Origin of the sequence: Halomonas chromatireducens (assembly GCF_001545155.1) — a bacterium.
GTDB lineage: Bacteria > Pseudomonadota > Gammaproteobacteria > Pseudomonadales > Halomonadaceae > Halomonas > Halomonas chromatireducens.
Window position 1 is genome coordinate 3,360,671 of the sequence record NZ_CP014226.1, and the last position, 15,642, is coordinate 3,376,312.

Sequence of the window (15,642 nt, forward strand, 5' to 3'; positions counted from 1 at the left end):
CGAAAGGAGGAAGGATGATGGAACCGACAACGCTGGAACTGGTGATCGTTCGGCATGGGCTCACCGACTGGAACCGCGAGCAGCGTTACCAGGGGCAGCGCGATATCCCGCTGCTGCTGCCCGATGCCCTCGATGCCATGGATCGGCTTCGGGACCAGCTGGCCGGTGAGCGTTTCGAAGCGGTGTACTGCAGTGATCTTACCCGGTGCCGACAGACCCTGGCACATGTGTGGAGTGCCGGTGAGGCGTCCTGCGAACCCCGCTTCGACGCCCGACTGCGTGAGCTCGACTTCGGTGACTATGAAGGCATGCGCTATGCGGACCTCAAGGATCAGCCGCTCTATCGGGAGTGGATCGACAGCCGCGGTGAGCAGCCCCCGCCCGGCGGAGAATCCACGGCACAGCTGCGTCAGCGGCTTGGCGCCTGGCTGACGGAGCTGTTCCAGGCCGCCGAGATCGAAGGGCACCGCCGGATACTGACCGTGACCCATGGCGGGGTGATTCGCGAACTGCGCCGGCGCTTCGAGGCCATCGATTTCTGGGAGGGCAGCGTCAGCCAGGCCCAGGGGCGCCGGCTGATCTTTACCCATCGGCAGGGAGGCTGGTCATGCAGCTCTTCATCGGCGGTGCCTGCGCCGGCAAGCGTGCGGCCGTAGTCCGTCATTTTCCTACGGCTGCCTGGTATCGCCTCGATCCACAGGCGGGCCTATCCGACTGGCGGGAGGCACCCGAGCCGGGAGGGTTGCTGGAGCCAGGAGGAGTACTGGTCGTGACGGGCTGGCTCGCCTGGCTGGAGGCGGCCCTGGTTCGGGAACCCGATGATGACCGACTACGGCATGAACTAGCCGCAGCCTTGGCGGTTATCCTTGAAGCCGAGCGGGATCTCGGACTGCCCATGATACTGGGTCTTGTCGAAATAGGGCGTGGAATCGTGCCGATGGGGCATCGGGATAGGCGCTTGCGTGATCTTGCTGGTTGGCTGGCCCAAGATGCAGCGTCACTGGCGGAACGGGTGTGGTACGTGCGCCACGGGCTCGTTCAACCACTGCGCCAGGTCAATACTCGGGTGATTGAGATTGACGCCCCTCGGAGCGATTGCTAGCTTACGTCCACCTTTCAGGTGCCTCATCACGTTATCTGAGGTTAATCGGGAAGTCGGTGATCGCTCCGCTCTTCATGATGAACGGAGAACAATCCGACGCTGCCCCCGCAACGGTGATCGAGTCTGGGTCCATCACTACGCCACTGTGCACTGGCATGGGAAGGCGATGGTCCTGAAGCTGGCCTGTTCTACATGCCGCTTCGCTCGTAAGCCCGGAGACCGGCCTGAGAGTTCAGGAAACGCACATCTGTCGATGAACGGAATGACGCGTATCACTGCGCTTCGTCCGTTCAGTCATTCTTGCGGCGTTTCCCTTATGCCGGGTTGCGGTGGGCGACCAGGGGCAGGGCAGGCATGGTTTTCACGTTTTCCCTCTCCTCGTCCCTTCACGTCGCCCCGGCTTCACAGAGAAGACCGTGCGGGTAGGCACGGCGAGCAAGGGAATACCATGAAAACCAGAACCAACGCCTCTCTTGGCCTGGCTGCCTTCAGCCTGGCTGCACTTCCGCTGGCCGTCCAGGCCCAGACCACCACCGCCGAGCACGACGATACCGTCGCGCTCAACCCGATGGTAGTCACCGCCACCCTGGCGCCGCGCACCGCCGACGAGACGCTCTCCTCCGTCACCTTGCTCGACGAGGCCACCCTGCGCCGTCAGGACCCCACCAGCATGACCGATATGCTTCGCGGCCAGCCGGGGGTGGATGTTACCTCGAACGGCAGTCACGGCAAGAACAGCAGCGTCTATCTCCGCGGCACCGGTAACGACCAGAATGTACTGCTGATCGACGGCATTCGCCTGCGCTCGGCGACCACCGGCGGTGCTGCCTGGCACTACCTCGACCCGCGCATGTTCCATCGCGCCGAGATCGTGCGCGGCCCTCGCGGCAGTTTGTACGGTGCCGACGCCGTGGGCGGGGTGGTGCAGCTTTTCACCCATGAGGCCGAAGAGGGCGGCCCGCATCCGCGTGTCTCCGTTGGTGGTGGCTCCTTCAACAGCCAGCGTTACAGCGCAGGTCTCTCCGGCAGCAGCGGCGGCACCCGCTACAGTTTCGCTGGCAGCCATTTCAGTACCGACGGCACGCCGGTGCGCCGTGGTGGAGAGGACAAGGGCTACGACAACACCTCGGCACTGGCACGTGTCTCACACACCTTCGATAGTGGCGCCGAGGTGGGCGTGCTGGCGTTGCGCGCCCGCGGCAGCAACGAGTTCGACGGTGGCGAGACGGACTTCGTCCAGCAGGTGGCCGGTATTTACGGCGAGCTGCAGGCTACCGAGCGTTGGACTAGCCGGCTTACAATCAGCGAGTCAAGAGATGAAAGTGACAGCGTGCAGGCCTTTGGCGCTTCCACTTTTGATAGCCAGGCACGCGCAGTGCGTTGGGATAATACCTTGGGCTTTGGATTGCATGAGCTGATCACCGGTGCCGAGTTCAGCGAAGACCGCATCACAAGCAGCACCGACTACGCTGAGACAAGCCGCGACAATACCGCGGTCTTCGCACAGGGATTGCTGGACTTTACGCCCTTCGCGGTGCAGGCCAGCCTGCGCTTCGACGATAACGAGGCCTACGGTGAAGAGGTGACCGGCAGCCTGGCGCTGGGCTACGATCTAGATGGCTACCATACGCTGCGCGCCAGCTATGGCACGGCCTTCAAGGCACCGACCTTCAACGATCTTTACTTTCCGGGCTTTGGCAATCCTGACCTGGAAGCGGAAACCTCCGAGACGCTGGAGCTTGGGACGCAAGACCAGATCGACAAGCGTGGCGCTGTCAGCTTCGAAGGCCCGCAGGCCCAGATAGAGCAGCGGCACCAGCATGGCAGCAGCAACGACCAGCGACGGCAGCAGGATGTGCAGCGGCACATTCCGGGGCAGCAGGCGCGGCAGGCGGGAGGCCGGCTNGGACGCCCTGCCCCAGCTCTGCGTGCTTGGCGTATTGTCCGGACTCCTGACGGGTGCCGTGATGGTAGAAGACATGCTACGGGACACCATTGAGGTGGATTGGGCACAGGTCGATGCGCAGATCCTGCTCAAGTCCGCCGTGGCAGATCGCGATCCCGGCGGGCTGCGCCCGGTACACTACCTGGAGCAGCAGGCAAGCCTCAGCGAGTCGGCGCTGATCCGTGAGGCACTGACGACCATCTTCGCTGGCCTTGCCGAGGCGAACCGGGTCGAGCGCACCCCGGCGCCGCTCTCGGCGCTAACCCTGGGCGTGGAGTGCGGCGGCTCGGACGGTTTCTCCGGCCTCTCCGCCAATCCTCTGGTGGGCGCTGTGGTGGACCGCCTGGTGGCGCTGGGCGGGAGCGGCATTCTCAGCGAGTTCCCCGAGCTGTGTGGCGTGGAGCACGAGCTGATCGCCCGCTGCCGCGACGACGCCGTCGCCCGGCGCTTCAGCGAGCTGATGGACGCGTACCAGCGTCATGCCGCCCGGGTCGGCGCGGACTTCTCCATGAACCCCTCCCCCGGCAACATCCGTGACGGCCTGATCACCGACGCCATGAAGTCCGCCGGCGCGGCGAAGAAGGGTGGTGACAGCCCGGTGGAGGACGTCCTCGACTACACCGAGCCCCTCACCAGGACCGGGCTCAACCTGCTCTGCTCCCCGGGTAACGACGTGGAATCCACCACGGCACTGGCTGGCTCCGGCGCCAACCTCATCCTTTTTACCACTGGACTCGGTACACCCACGGGCAATCCCATCACCCCGGTACTCAAGATCTCGAGCAACAGCGAGCTGGCCTCACGTATGAGCGACGTGATCGACTTCGATGCCGGCCCCATCATCCGAGGGGAAAGGAGCATTGCCGATCTGGCGGAGCAGTTGCTGACGCTGTGCATTGACACCGCATCGGGGCGTTACCGGCCGCGTGCGGTGGAGCTGGCCCAGTACGATTTCATTCCCTGGAAGCGTGGCGTGTCTCTCTAGTGAGGCGCCACCATGGAGAAGGCCCGCTGCTCAGGCTGCGGGCCTTCTCCATGGTGGCGGTACTCGATGCTGAGGCACCGATCACTCATCGGTAGCGAGACGCTTCTTGAGCTTCATATAGGTGCCGTAGTGACGATCGAGGTGCCGGCGCATGGCCGCCTCGGCGGCGTCCGGGTCACGGGATTCGATGGCCGCGACGATCTCGACATGGGCCGCCAGCGCCGCCTTGTCCTCATCCTTCTGCTGCAATACCTGGGCCCTGCGGTCGTCGAGCCACTCGGAAAGCGCGACGTGAATGGCATCGAAGATGGGATTCTGCCCGATGCTGGCCAGCACGCCATGGAAGTCGTTGTCGGAGCGCTTGAAACGCGCCTCATCACCCAAGGCATCGCGGTTCTCCTGCAACGCCGCACGCAGGCGAGCCAAGTCCTCGTCGTCGGCGTGGCGGGCAGCATAGCGTGCCAGCGAAATCTCGAACAGCGCCCTGGCCTCCTGGAAATACTGCTGACCGTCGGGTTTGGAAAGCAGCTGGCGGGTCACCCCGGAGAGCCGTGCCATCACCGCCTCGGCGGTGGGCCGGATGACCCTTGCCCGAGTTCCGCTATTGATGGCGATCAGACCGAGCTGCTGCAGGTAGAACAGCGCCTCTCGCACCGCCGGGCGTCCCACGCCGAACTGCTCCATCAGTTCACGCTCTGAGGGCAACTGATCGTTCTCGCCAAGCCGGCCCTCGAGGATGTCCGCCTCGAGCTGCTCGGCGACCTGCTCGGAGAGCGTCTTTCGCTCGATCCGGTATCGGGACATGGGCTATTTCTCCTGGTTGACCCGGTATTGGGTAGCCATGTTACCGCAATCTGGCCCCTCCACGCTCAGGCCAGCGGACGCAGTGGCTGGACACTCAATGACTCGGCCAACGTCGCATAGGCCACCTGGTTGGCGCTATCCAGGGGGATTCCCTCGGCATCTCGCCGTGCCAGGCAGCGCCACTCGCGATCCCCCGGCGCCAGCACCTCGCCACCATCCGAGGCCGGCTGGGCGCGCAGATCGGCCAGGTAGTCGGCCAGGCAAGACGCGAAGGTCACCTCGTCGACGAAGGCCGCCGGATTCAACGCCAGGAAGAAGTGTCCGACACCGCGGGGGGTCGACATGTCCGCCCCTCCCATGGGCAACAGGCGGAAGCCATTGAGCATGCCGGACAGCGTCGAACTCAGGACCTCGACCATGCCGCCGAGTCCTGCTCCCTTGAAGCCGAAGTCGCTGCCACCCAGCGGCAGCAATGCAGCGACCTCGGCCGGTATCCGGGTGACACGCCCCTCGCCATCGGCGGCAACCTGGTCCGGCAATTCGCGTCCAATGGCACCGTACTGCTGGACACGGTTCCAGGGGACCGAACTGGTGGCCATGTCCAGCAGGAAGGGCGACTGTCCCGTTACCGGCGCCGCGAAGGCGATAGGATTCGTGCCATGGAAGGGTGCCAAGCTATTGTGAAGCAGGACGAAAGGGTCCGAATTGCAAAACGCCAGGCCGATCATGCCACGCTCGGCGGCGGCCAGTGCATAGCAGCCGGCGGCCCCGAAGTGGGAAGAGCGCCCCAACGCCACCGCGCCCATGCCGACCTCTCCGGCCATGGCTACCGCATGCTCCATGGCCGTGTAACCGGCCAGGTGGCCAACGCCATCACCGGCGTCCAGGAAGCCCGTGGCCGGCAGGCGCCGGTTACCAGCACCCGCTTGCCTCTCCACTCGTCGAACATGCGTCTCTCCCGATGCGGGCCATCCCGTGTTGTCAGTGAGCCGCAGACGCGACGGCCAGACTGACTATCGAAGGATCGCGACTCGTTGCTATAGTGCTCATGGCATACCTGTCATACAAGACGACATCAATAGCATGTTAGCCCAAGGCTGACCAGACGCCAGCTTTCCATCCCGCAAGCCGGCGGGCCCAGGCCGGATGACATCGGCCTGGGCCACCACAGGAGACCCCCATGCCCACCATCACCCGCGTCGAGATTCAGGACATTCGCTTCCCCACCTCGCTCTCGCTGGACGGCTCTGACGCCATGAACGCCGCGCCTGACTACTCCGCCACCTACGTGATCCTGCATACCGATGACGATGGCCCTGAGGGGCACGGGCTCACTTTCACCATCGGCCGCGGCAATGAGATCGTGGTCACCGCCGTTCGCTCGCTGGCACCACTGGTGGAAGGACGCTCGCTGGCCTCCATCACCGAGAACATGGGTGCTTTCTGGCGCGAGATCACCGGTGACAGCCAGCTGCGGTGGATTGGGCCCGACAAGGGTGCCATTCACCTGGCGACGGCCGCACTGGTCAACGGAGTGTGGGACCTGTGGGCCAAGTGCGAGGGCAAGCCGGTCTGGAAGCTGCTGACCGACATGACCCCGGAGGCCCTGGTGCGCTGCCTCGACTTCCGGTTCGTGACCGATGCGCTGACGCCCGAGGAGGCCATTGCCCTGCTCCGCCGCCAGGCTGCCGGCAAGGGCGCCCGGGAGGCGGAGATGCGTCGCGAGGGCTATCCCGGCTACACCACCTCGGCGGGTTGGCTCGGCTACGACGATGACAAGGTGCGGCGGCTGGCTCGCGAATCCCTGGCCGAGGGCTGGACCCACTTCAAGCAGAAGATCGGTGGCAACATCGAGGAGGATGCTCGCCGGGCCGCGCTGCTGCGTGAGGAGATCGGCTGGAACAACGTATTGATGATGGATGCCAATCAAGTGTGGGAGGTCGACGAGACGGTAGCCAAGATGCGCCGCCTGGCCGAATTCCATCCCCTCTGGATCGAGGAACCCACCAGCCCCGACGACATCCTCGGCCATGCCGAGATTCGTCAGCGCGTATCGCCCATCGGCGTGGCCACCGGCGAGCACTGCCACAACAAGGTGATGTTCAAGCAGTTCTTCCAGGCCGAGGCGCTGGACTATTGCCAGCTGGATGCCGCTCGCCTGGGCGGCCTCAACGAGGTGATCCTGGTGGTACTGATGGCCGCCAAGTTCGGTGTGCCGGTCTGTCCCCATGGCGGCGGCGTGGGGCTTTGCGAGTACACCCAGCACATCTCGCTGTTCGACTACATCGCTGTCTCCGGCAGCCTCCAGGGACGAGTGCTGGAATACGTCGACCACCTGCACGATCATTTTCTCGATCCTGTGGTGATCGAGCGCGGTCGCTACCGGGTGCCCGAAGCGCCGGGCTACAGCATCACCATGCACCCCGAGTCCCTGGTCCGGCACCGCTACCCGGATGGCGCCGCCTGGCAGGAGGAGGCCTGACATGTCCCGTTCAACCTCGCACGGCGACTTGCTCGACGCCCTGCACCAGCGCCTGGGGGCCCGCGGCCTGCTCCGCGACCCCGAGGCCATGGCCCGTTATCTGAGCGACTGGGCGGGTGACCGTCTTGGCCTGCCCCTGGCGGTGGCTCGGCCAGCCACCACCCAGGAGGTGGCCGAGACAGTGCGACTCTGTCATGCCCACGGCGTGGCCATGACACCCCAGGGGGGGCACAGCGGCCTGGTGGCCGGCGCCATGCCCGCGGCTGACGGCGGCGAGCTGGTGATCAGCCTGGAACGCCTGGATCGAATCCGCGAGATCGATGCGGTGAATTTCACCATGACGGTGGACGCCGGCTGCATCCTGGAACACGTCAAGCAGCTCGCTGCCGAGCAAGACTGCGACTTCTCCCTCTCGCTGGGCGCCCAGGGCAGCTGTCAGATTGGCGGCAACGTCGCCACCAACGCTGGCGGCCTCAACGTATTGCGCCACGGCATGATGCGCCAGCTAGTGCTGGGCCTGGAGGTGGTGCTGCCCGACGGACGCATCTGGAACGGCCTGACCGCCCTGCACAAGGACAACCGCGGCTACGCCCTGTCCCAGCTGTTCCTCGGCAGCGAGGGCACGCTGGGCATCGTCACCGGTGCCGTGCTCAAGCTCTCGCCCCGCGCCACACAGAGCCGCACGGCGCTACTCGGACTGCCCTCGGTGGGCGCAGTGGTCGACCTCTACGGCCGGGCACGCCGCGAGTGCAGCGACCTGCTCAGCGCCTTCGAGCTGATGCCGCGACGCTGCCTGGAGCTGGCAATGGAGGCTAGCCCCGAGCTGAGCGACCCTCTGGGCACCTCCTACCCCTGGTACGTACTGATGGAAGTGAGCGCCAGCGGTGCCCTGGACCTGGACGTCATGCTCGAACAGCTGCTGGAACGAGGGATGGAAACCGGGCTGGTGCTGGACGGTGCCCTGGCCGGAAGCGAGGCCCAGGCCGCACGCCTTTGGCAGTTCCGCGAGAGCATGCTGGAAGGGCAGCGGCGACGTGGCGAACACCTGCGCACCGACATCTCGGTACCCATCTCGGCGATTTCCGCCTTCGTGATACAGGCCAGCCAGGCGATACTCGAGCGCTCACCCGACTGCGAGATCATCGCCTACGGCCATGTGGGCGACGGCAACCTGCACTTCAACATCCTGCCGCCGACCGACATGCCTGAGGAGGAGAAAAAGCCGCACCTCCACGCGCTGGAGGTGCGGCTGTTCGAGATTCTCGACGACTTCGGCGGCAGTATCAGCGCCGAGCATGGCATCGGCCGTACCAAGCAGGCCGCCTACCTAGCACGTCTCTCGCCGGTTGAGCGTGAACTGGCGGAGGGCATCAAGGCGCTGTTCGACCCTGAGGGGCTGATGAATCCAGGCCGGATCCTGCCTGCGCACCGCTGAAGCGCCACCTCGACGCCTGTCCCGGCCTACGGCCCAGCAGCAGCCCAAAGCATCAGGCCGGGCGGAATCGCCCGGCCAGGTCACGTAGCGCCTGGGCCAGCAGCAGGGCGTCGACCCCCACCCCGACAAAGCCGCACCCTGCCGCCTGGTAGCCGCGGGCCTCCTCCTCGCACAGGGAGATGATTCCCGCCACCTTGCCGGCGGCACGAATACGCACGATGGCATCGTCGATGACCGTGCGAACCTCCGGATGCCCCGGATCACCGCGATAGCCCATGGCTGCGGAGAGGTCCGCCGGCCCCACGAACAGGCCGTCGACCCCGTCCACGGCGGCAATGGCCTCCAGATTGGCGAGCGCTCGGGGGCTCTCCAGTTGAAGGATCAGGCAGATCTCGTCATCGGCACGCTCCAGGTAATCTTCAATCTGGCCCCAGCGCGAGGCACGGGCCAGCGCACTGCCCATGCCACGGACACCCTGCGGTGGGTAGCGGGTAGCGGCCACCAGCTCGGCGGCCTGATCAGCCGTTTCCACCATCGGAATCAGCAGGTTCTGCACCCCGACATCGAGGTACTGCTTGAGCAGCGCCGCGCTGCCCTCGGGTGGGCGCACCACGGGTGCACTGGCATAGGGCGCGATGGCCTGCAACTGGCCGAGCAGGCTGGCGAGGTCATTGGGAGCGTGCTCGCCATCCACCAGCAGCCAGTCGAAGCCGGCAGTGGCCGCAAGCTCTGCCACATAGGGGTTCGCCAGCCCCAGCCAGATACCGGCCAAGGGCTCACCGCCCAGCAGTCGCCGCTTGAAATCGTTTCGTGCCAAGTGCATGGAGACCCTCCTGTATAGGGCAAGTCGACAAGATCCGAGCCTTGGGTTTTTCACTGACGCAACTTGTCATACAAGCATACATGCTCTAGAAATGGACTGACATACAACAGCCAACACTCGGACAGCCACCCATCAGTGACGCCTGTTCTACGCGAGGCATACGATGAAGATCACCCGACTCAGGACCTGGCAGGTGCCGCCGCGCTGGCTGTTCCTAAAGATCGAGACCGACGAGGGCTGCTACGGCTGGGGCGAGCCGGTCATCGAGGGCCGTGCCGCCACCGTGGAAGCCGCCGTCCACGAGTTGGCCGACTATCTGGTCGGCCAGGATCCTCACCGCATCGAGCACCTGTGGAACCTGTTGTACCGCGGCGGCTTCTACCGCGGCGGCCCCATCCTGATGAGCGCCATCGCCGGCATCGACCAGGCGCTGTGGGACCTCAAGGGTCGCGACCTCGGCGTGCCGGTCCACCAACTGCTGGGCGGCGCGGTGCGCGACCGGATGCGCATGTACGCCTGGACCGGCGGCGACCGCCCCGATGACGTCGGCGCCGGCGCCAGGGCGCTGGTGGAGCAGGGTTTTACTGCCTTCAAGATGAACGGTACCGCCGAGATGCAGATCGTCGACAGCCACCACAGGATTGACGGGGCCGTTGCCCGGGTGGCCGAGGCACGCGAGGCGGTGGGTCCGGATGTGGGCATCGCCATCGACTTCCATGGCCGGGTGCATCGCCCCATGGCCAAGGCCCTGCTGCGCGAGCTGGAGCCCTTCCACCCGATGTTCGTCGAGGAGCCGGTGGCCCCCGAGCCCCTGCCCTGCCTCAAGCAGATCGCCGGTGGGCTCGGCTACCCCCTGGCCACCGGCGAGCGACTGCACACCCGCTTCGAGTTCCGCGATCTGCTGGCCGACGGCATGATCGATATCGTTCAGCCCGACCTCTCCCACTGTGGTGGCATCAGCGAGGGATTGAAGATCGCCACCCTGGCATCGGCCCATGACGTGGCACTGGCACCCCACTGCCCGCTGGGCCCGCTGACACTGGCCGCCTCGCTGCAGCTGGATGCGGTGTGCCACAACGCCTTCATTCAAGAGCAGAGCATGGGCATTCACTACAATCGCGACAACGACGTTCTCGACTACCTGGTCGACAAGTCGGTGCTGGCCATTGAGGACGGCTTCTGTGCCATTCCTTCGGGTCCCGGGCTCGGTGTGGAGATCGACGAGGCCTTCGTCGAGGAGCGCGCCAGGGTCGGTCATCGCTGGCGCAATCCGGTGTGGACCCATGCAGACGGCTCCATCGCTGAATGGTAAGAGAGGCAACATGCCAACACACACTAGGAGGCCCAGTTGGATCGCAGTGGACTGGGGCTCCAGCAACCTGCGCGCCTGGGCTCTGGACAACCAGGGCGAGGTGCTGGTCCGTGGCAGCAGCGAGCGCGGAATGCTCTCGCTATCGCCTGGCGAATACGAGCATGCACTGCTGGAGGTGATCGGAGACTGGCTGTCAGGCACCGGCCTCGTTGACGTCGTGATCTGCGGTATGGCGGGTGCCCGCCAGGGCTGGCGAGAGGCCGCCTACCTGGCAGTGCCGACCCGACTGGAGGACCTGGTGCAGGGTGCCGTGTCTCCGCCGCTCAGCGACCCGCGCCTGAGAGTACGGCTGCTGCCGGGGCTCTGCCAAACCGCACCTGGCAACTTCGACGTCATGCGCGGCGAAGAGACCCAGCTGGCAGGGCTGGTTGCCCGCGAGCCCCTCTTCTCAGGCCTGGCCTGCCTGCCGGGCACCCACGCCAAGTGGGCACGGCTCGAGAATGGCGCAGTGACACACTTCACCACCTGCATGACCGGAGAGCTCTACAGACTGCTGGCTCGTGAATCCGTGTTGAGACAATCCATCGGCGAAGACGACCTGGCCGATCCCGCCTGCCGTGAGGCCTTCTGCACCGCCATCCACGAGATCCTGTCAGTTCCCGGCCGCTTCCCGACATGGCTTTTCGGCCTTCGAGCCGCCGACCTGCTGGACGCTGACTTGCCCACCGGACAGGCTCGCGGAGCACGGCTGGCCGCGCGCCTGTCGGGGCTGACCATCGGCCTGGAACTGGCCGGGCTGGACAAGCTGGATGGCCCCATTACCCTGATCGGTAACGCCGCGCTCAGCGCACGCTACGCCATGGCACTCGAGGCTCTCGGACACGAAAGCCGGCGCCTTGACGGCGAGACTGCAGTACTGGCCGGCCTCGAACTGGCATATCGGGCGCTTACAAACTCTGGAAAATCCCCATGACCTTGCCCCTGATCGGCATTCTGCGTGGCGTCACCCCCAATGAGTCGGTGCCGATGGGCGAGGCGGTAGCCGCCGCCGGCATCACCATCCTCGAGGTACCACTCAACTCCCCCGAGCCCCTGGAAAGCATCCGCCGCCTGGCCGAAGCACTGGGCGACCGTGCTCTTGTGGGCGCCGGCACCGTGCTGACGACAGCGCAGGTGCACGACGTTCATGCTGCCGGCGGGCAGCTGGTGGTCTCGCCCAACTGTCACCCGGCAGTGATAGAGGAAACCCGCCGCCTCGGCTTGCAGAGCTGGCCAGGGATCGTTACTCCCTCCGAGGCCTTCGACGCCCTGGAGGCCGGTGCCACCGGGCTCAAGCTATTCCCCGCCGTCCAGGTGGGCATCGCCGGGATGCAGGCACTGCGCGCCGTGCTGCCTGCGGGCTGCCAGCTCTATGCGGTGGGCGGCATCGGTATCGAGACCTTCTCCGCTTGGCGTGCCGCCGGCATCGACGGTGCAGGACTGGGTAGCGCCCTCTACAAGCCTGGCCAGTCCCCCGAGCAGGTAGAGCAGCAGGCTCGCGAGCTGGTAGCCGCCTGGCAGGTCGCTGGCGAGTGAAGTCAACCGAATGGTTATAGGATGGCAGGGGCGTGTAAGTGCTGGCACTGATCGACTTGACCGAAGAGCGAACAAAAAAAAGGCGCGCTCCGAAGATGCGCGCCCACATACCCACTCGTATGACTCAAACAGCAAGCTAAGCATAGCGCGACAACGGCCACACTTCAAACGTTTGTTTAATTTCTTTGTGCTTTAAAGGCCCCCGGCGAGCCCATGACGGGGTCCCGGACCGGGTGCTATGATCGCCAGTCTCATACCAATTACAGCCACTCGCACCAACTGCAGAACGAGGAAAGCGGCTTGTCACACTTACCGGTGATCGTCGGCATGGGCGGCGTCAACGCCGCCGGCCGTACGTCTGGCCATCAAGCATTTCGTCGCACCGTGATCGATGCCTTGACCGACGACGACCAGCAGCATCTCCTGCTGGGCCTGGCCGCCCTGATGGGGCTGGGTAGCCATCGCGATGGCAGCTGGCATGACGCCACAGGCCAGGCCATCAGCGCTTCCCAGCTGGCTGACCAGTGCCGCGAGCAGATCCTCGACCATACGCTCATCCGGCGCATCGAGGATCCCCGGTTCAATGACGACGGCTTGCCGGCCAATCGGCGTGCCAGCCTGGAACTGGGCAGCGAACTGGTCTTCCGCATTCGGCGCCGCCAGCTGCCTGAACGCCTCCCGGGTACCTGGCAGGTTCGCGAGCTGGATCGCCATACCCTCGAAGTCACGGTGCCTCCCGGCGACCTGGACGTGATGCTGCCTGAAACCCGCCCGGCCCTGGTACGCGCCGCCGGCCAGTTGCCCAGCGGCTTCGATCCCAGCCGTCACTATCGCAGCGTCCACCACCCTCGCGGCCTGTCGATGTCGATCTTCGCCGCCAGCGACTGCCTGGGCAGCAGCGGGCTGACCTGGGAGGCACTGCGCGATCGCCTCGATCCGGACGAGGTTGCCGTCTATGCCGGCAACTCCATCGGCCAGCTCGACGACGAAGGATGGGGCGGGCTGCTCAAGAGCTTTGTCTCTGGCAACCGCGCCACCTCCAAGCAGATGCCGCTGGGCTATGGCCAGATGCCCGCCGACTTCCTCAACGCCTATGTACTGGGCAGCGTCGGTGGCACCGGCGCCGTCCTCGGCGCCTGCGCCAGCTTCCTCTACAACCTGCGTTTGGGGTGCGAGGATATTCGCAGCGGCCAGCGCCGTGCGGTAATGGTCGGCACCTCCGATGCGCCGGTGACGCCGGAGATCATCGAGGGTTTTCGCGCCATGGGCGCCCTGGCCGATGACGACAGCCTCAAGGCGCTGGATGCTCTGGAGCTGCTGACCGATGCCGATTACCAGCGGGCCTGCCGCCCCTTCGCCCGCAACTGCGGATTCACCATCGCCGAGGCCAGCCAGTTCATCCTGCTGCTGGACGACTCCCTGGCGCTGGAAGTCGGTGCCGAGATACTCGGCAGCGTGCCGGGGGTCTTCGTCAACGCCGACGGCTGGAAGCGCTCGATCTCTGCCCCGGGCATCGGCAACTACATCACACTGGGCAAGGCCACCTCGCTGGTGCGCGACATGCTCGGCGAAAAAGCCCTGAAAGAACGCACCTTCCTGCATGCCCATGGCACCAGCACGCCCAAGAATCGCGTGACCGAGTCCCATGTCTTCGACCTCATCGCCCAGGCCCACGGCATCGAGAACTGGCCCGTGGTGGCGGTCAAGGCCTTCGTCGGCCACTCCCAGGGCAGCGCCGCAGGCGATCAGCTGACCAGCGCCCTGGGCAGTTTCGCCCATGGCCTGCTGCCGGGCATTCCCACCCTGAACGCGGTGGCCGACGACGTGCATGCGGACCGGCTGCACTTCTCCCGCACCCCCCAGGCCTTCGACGCCGATGCCGCCTTCATCAATGCCAAGGGCTTCGGCGGCAACAACGCCACCGGCGTGGTGCTGTCGCCGGCCGTGACCGAACGGCTGCTGACGCAGCGCCATGGTGAAGCCGCGCTGGCGGCCTGGCGTGAACGCCGCAAGGCAACCCGCGAGGCGAGCAAGGCCTACCTCGACAGGGCCGATCACGGACACTACCTGGCCCGCTATCGCTTCGGAGAAGGGGTGCTGGAGGGGCCGGAGCTCGACGTCAGTGCCGACAGCATCCAGATTCCCGGCTATGCGCGCCCTGTCTCGCTGGCGGTGGACAACCCCTTCGGCCGGCTGGAAGAGTGATGCTATGGCGAGGTGGACATTGTCGGCCCGGCCACGGGCGGTTACCCTGAGCCCCCTTGAGAGTGACAACTGAGCGGAGCGCCATGAAAATCGCGGTCTATCCCGGCACCTTCGATCCCATCACCCACGGCCATTTCGACCTGATCGAGCGCGCCGCGCGCCTCTTCGACAAGGTCGTGGTGGCGATTTCCGCCAGCCCTGGCAAAGGGCCGGCCCTGGACCTGGGCACGCGCATCGCCCTGGCCCAAGAGGTGGTGGCAGAGCTCGACAACGTCGAGGTCATCGGCTTTTCCGGCCTGCTCACCGACATGATGGTCGAACAGAAAGCACGCATCATCCTGCGTGGCCTGCGGGCGGTATCGGACTTCGAGTACGAGCTGCAGTTGGCCAACATGTACCGTGCCCAGGCGCCCGAGCTGGAAAGCGTCTTCCTGACCCCCGCGGTGGAGAATTCCTATATCTCCTCCACCATCGTGCGGGAAATTGCCAAGCTCGGTGGCGATATCACCCGGCTGGTGCATCCCAGGGTCGCCGAAGCGCTGCGCAGCCATTACAATACCTGACTGCAACACTCGGCTTTATCCCGAGTCGCTTCACCCGGGCGTGCCAGTACCACTGGCCGCGCCTTATCGCGAGGTAGCCCCATGGCCCTGATGATCACCGACGAGTGCATCAACTGCGACGTCTGCGAACCCGAATGCCCCAACGGCGCCATCTCGGCGGGGGAAGAGATCTACATCATCGACCCCAACCTATGCACCGAGTGCGTCGGTCACTACGACGAGCCCCAGTGCCAGCAGGTCTGCCCGGTGGACTGCATACCGCTGGACCCGGAGCGCGAGGAGAGCCGCGAGCAGTTGATGGAGAAGTACCACGTCATCACCGCGGCCTGAACGCACAACGACGCCAGGACTCACGACAAACGCCAGCGCCCCGCTATTACGCGGGGCGCTGGCGTTCGTTGGTGACGGTAA

14 protein-coding genes, 1 pseudogene and 1 riboswitch are annotated in these 15,642 nt (G+C 65.4%); of the genes and pseudogenes, 12 read left to right on the plus strand and 3 right to left on the minus strand.

Features of this window, described 5'->3' with window-relative positions; all coding sequences use genetic code 11:
- Positions 1–14: 14 nt before the first annotated feature.
- The 4 genes and pseudogenes from LOKO_RS15525 to LOKO_RS15540 all read left to right on the plus strand — a co-directional run bounded on the left by LOKO_RS15525 (position 15) and on the right by LOKO_RS15540 (position 4,032).
- Complete coding sequence (locus LOKO_RS15525; protein ID WP_066451412.1) at positions 15–656, plus strand: histidine phosphatase family protein; 642 nt, start codon at positions 15–17, stop codon at positions 654–656.
- Positions 608–1,102, plus strand: coding sequence for a bifunctional adenosylcobinamide kinase/adenosylcobinamide-phosphate guanylyltransferase (locus LOKO_RS15530; protein WP_066451415.1), 495 nt, complete (start codon positions 608–610; stop codon positions 1,100–1,102). The genes LOKO_RS15525 and LOKO_RS15530 overlap by 49 nt, the downstream gene beginning before the upstream one ends.
- A riboswitch (cobalamin riboswitch) is annotated at positions 1,102–1,344 on the plus strand. (Overlaps the previous gene by 1 nt.)
- 206 nt (positions 1,345–1,550) lie before the next feature.
- A pseudogene (locus LOKO_RS15535) lies at positions 1,551–2,858 on the plus strand (TonB-dependent receptor domain-containing protein); the annotation flags it as partial.
- Between the two features lie 97 nt (positions 2,859–2,955).
- Positions 2,956–4,032, plus strand: coding sequence for a hypothetical protein (locus LOKO_RS15540; RefSeq protein WP_417935373.1), 1,077 nt, complete (start codon positions 2,956–2,958; stop codon positions 4,030–4,032).
- A gap of 81 nt (positions 4,033–4,113) precedes the next feature.
- Here LOKO_RS15540 and nanR read toward each other — a convergent pair whose 3' ends face one another.
- Both nanR and LOKO_RS15550 read right to left on the minus strand, forming a co-directional pair.
- Positions 4,114–4,836 carry a transcriptional regulator NanR gene (gene nanR / locus LOKO_RS15545; RefSeq protein WP_066451417.1) on the minus strand — a complete coding sequence of 241 codons (723 nt, stop codon included), beginning with the start codon at positions 4,834–4,836 and terminating at the stop codon, positions 4,114–4,116.
- A gap of 65 nt (positions 4,837–4,901) precedes the next feature.
- Complete coding sequence (locus LOKO_RS15550) at positions 4,902–5,774, minus strand: Ldh family oxidoreductase (RefSeq protein WP_235588885.1); 873 nt, start codon at positions 5,772–5,774, stop codon at positions 4,902–4,904.
- 242 nt (positions 5,775–6,016) lie between these two features.
- Here LOKO_RS15550 and LOKO_RS15555 point away from each other — a divergent pair, with 242 nt between their 5' ends.
- Together LOKO_RS15555 and LOKO_RS15560 are read left to right on the plus strand one after the other, a co-directional pair.
- Complete coding sequence (locus tag LOKO_RS15555) at positions 6,017–7,318, plus strand: L-fuconate dehydratase (RefSeq protein WP_066451419.1); 1,302 nt, start codon at positions 6,017–6,019, stop codon at positions 7,316–7,318.
- Position 7,319: 1 nt separating this feature from the next.
- Positions 7,320–8,753, plus strand: coding sequence for an FAD-binding oxidoreductase (locus tag LOKO_RS15560; protein WP_066451422.1), 1,434 nt, complete (start codon positions 7,320–7,322; stop codon positions 8,751–8,753).
- 52 nt (positions 8,754–8,805) lie between these two features.
- Here LOKO_RS15560 and LOKO_RS15565 read toward each other — a convergent pair whose 3' ends face one another.
- Positions 8,806–9,576 carry an aldolase/citrate lyase family protein gene (locus tag LOKO_RS15565; RefSeq protein ID WP_066451424.1) on the minus strand — a complete coding sequence of 257 codons (771 nt, stop codon included), beginning with the start codon at positions 9,574–9,576 and terminating at the stop codon, positions 8,806–8,808.
- Between the two features lie 163 nt (positions 9,577–9,739).
- Here LOKO_RS15565 and dgoD point away from each other — a divergent pair, with 163 nt between their 5' ends.
- From dgoD to LOKO_RS15595, 6 genes are all read left to right on the plus strand, one after another.
- Positions 9,740–10,888 carry a galactonate dehydratase gene (gene dgoD / locus LOKO_RS15570; protein WP_066451427.1) on the plus strand — a complete coding sequence of 383 codons (1,149 nt, stop codon included), beginning with the start codon at positions 9,740–9,742 and terminating at the stop codon, positions 10,886–10,888.
- Positions 10,889–10,898: 10 nt separating this feature from the next.
- Positions 10,899–11,861 carry a 2-dehydro-3-deoxygalactonokinase gene (locus LOKO_RS15575; RefSeq protein ID WP_066451429.1) on the plus strand — a complete coding sequence of 321 codons (963 nt, stop codon included), beginning with the start codon at positions 10,899–10,901 and terminating at the stop codon, positions 11,859–11,861.
- Positions 11,858–12,463, plus strand: a complete 606-nt coding sequence (locus LOKO_RS15580; protein ID WP_066451430.1) for a 2-dehydro-3-deoxy-6-phosphogalactonate aldolase — start codon at positions 11,858–11,860, stop codon at positions 12,461–12,463. Before LOKO_RS15575 ends, LOKO_RS15580 begins: the two co-directional genes overlap by 4 nt.
- 327 nt (positions 12,464–12,790) lie before the next feature.
- The gene (locus tag LOKO_RS15585) at positions 12,791–14,668 is read left to right on the plus strand and encodes a beta-ketoacyl synthase (RefSeq protein WP_066452400.1); all 1,878 of its coding nucleotides are present in this window, start codon (positions 12,791–12,793) and stop codon (positions 14,666–14,668) included.
- A gap of 83 nt (positions 14,669–14,751) precedes the next feature.
- Complete coding sequence (gene coaD, locus LOKO_RS15590) at positions 14,752–15,231, plus strand: pantetheine-phosphate adenylyltransferase (RefSeq protein ID WP_066451432.1); 480 nt, start codon at positions 14,752–14,754, stop codon at positions 15,229–15,231.
- A gap of 81 nt (positions 15,232–15,312) precedes the next feature.
- The gene (locus LOKO_RS15595; protein WP_066451434.1) at positions 15,313–15,561 is read left to right on the plus strand and encodes a YfhL family 4Fe-4S dicluster ferredoxin; all 249 of its coding nucleotides are present in this window, start codon (positions 15,313–15,315) and stop codon (positions 15,559–15,561) included.
- The last annotated feature ends 81 nt before the right edge of the window (positions 15,562–15,642 follow it).

Coding starts and splice junctions, on each gene's coding strand:
- LOKO_RS15560 (WP_066451422.1), top strand. CDS start 7,320: ATGTCCCGTTCAACCTCGCACGGCGACTTGCTCGACGCCCTGCACCAG.
- LOKO_RS15525 (WP_066451412.1), top strand. CDS start 15: ATGATGGAACCGACAACGCTGGAACTGGTGATCGTTCGGCATGGGCTC.
- LOKO_RS15585 (WP_066452400.1), top strand. CDS start 12,791: ATGGGCGGCGTCAACGCCGCCGGCCGTACGTCTGGCCATCAAGCATTT.
- LOKO_RS15555 (WP_066451419.1), top strand. CDS start 6,017: ATGCCCACCATCACCCGCGTCGAGATTCAGGACATTCGCTTCCCCACC.
- nanR (WP_066451417.1), bottom strand. CDS start 4,836: ATGTCCCGATACCGGATCGAGCGAAAGACGCTCTCCGAGCAGGTCGCC.
- LOKO_RS15565 (WP_066451424.1), bottom strand. CDS start 9,576: ATGCACTTGGCACGAAACGATTTCAAGCGGCGACTGCTGGGCGGTGAG.
- coaD (WP_066451432.1), top strand. CDS start 14,752: ATGAAAATCGCGGTCTATCCCGGCACCTTCGATCCCATCACCCACGGC.
- LOKO_RS15575 (WP_066451429.1), top strand. CDS start 10,899: ATGCCAACACACACTAGGAGGCCCAGTTGGATCGCAGTGGACTGGGGC.
- LOKO_RS15580 (WP_066451430.1), top strand. CDS start 11,858: ATGACCTTGCCCCTGATCGGCATTCTGCGTGGCGTCACCCCCAATGAG.
- dgoD (WP_066451427.1), top strand. CDS start 9,740: ATGAAGATCACCCGACTCAGGACCTGGCAGGTGCCGCCGCGCTGGCTG.
- LOKO_RS15595 (WP_066451434.1), top strand. CDS start 15,313: ATGGCCCTGATGATCACCGACGAGTGCATCAACTGCGACGTCTGCGAA.
- LOKO_RS15530 (WP_066451415.1), top strand. CDS start 608: ATGCAGCTCTTCATCGGCGGTGCCTGCGCCGGCAAGCGTGCGGCCGTA.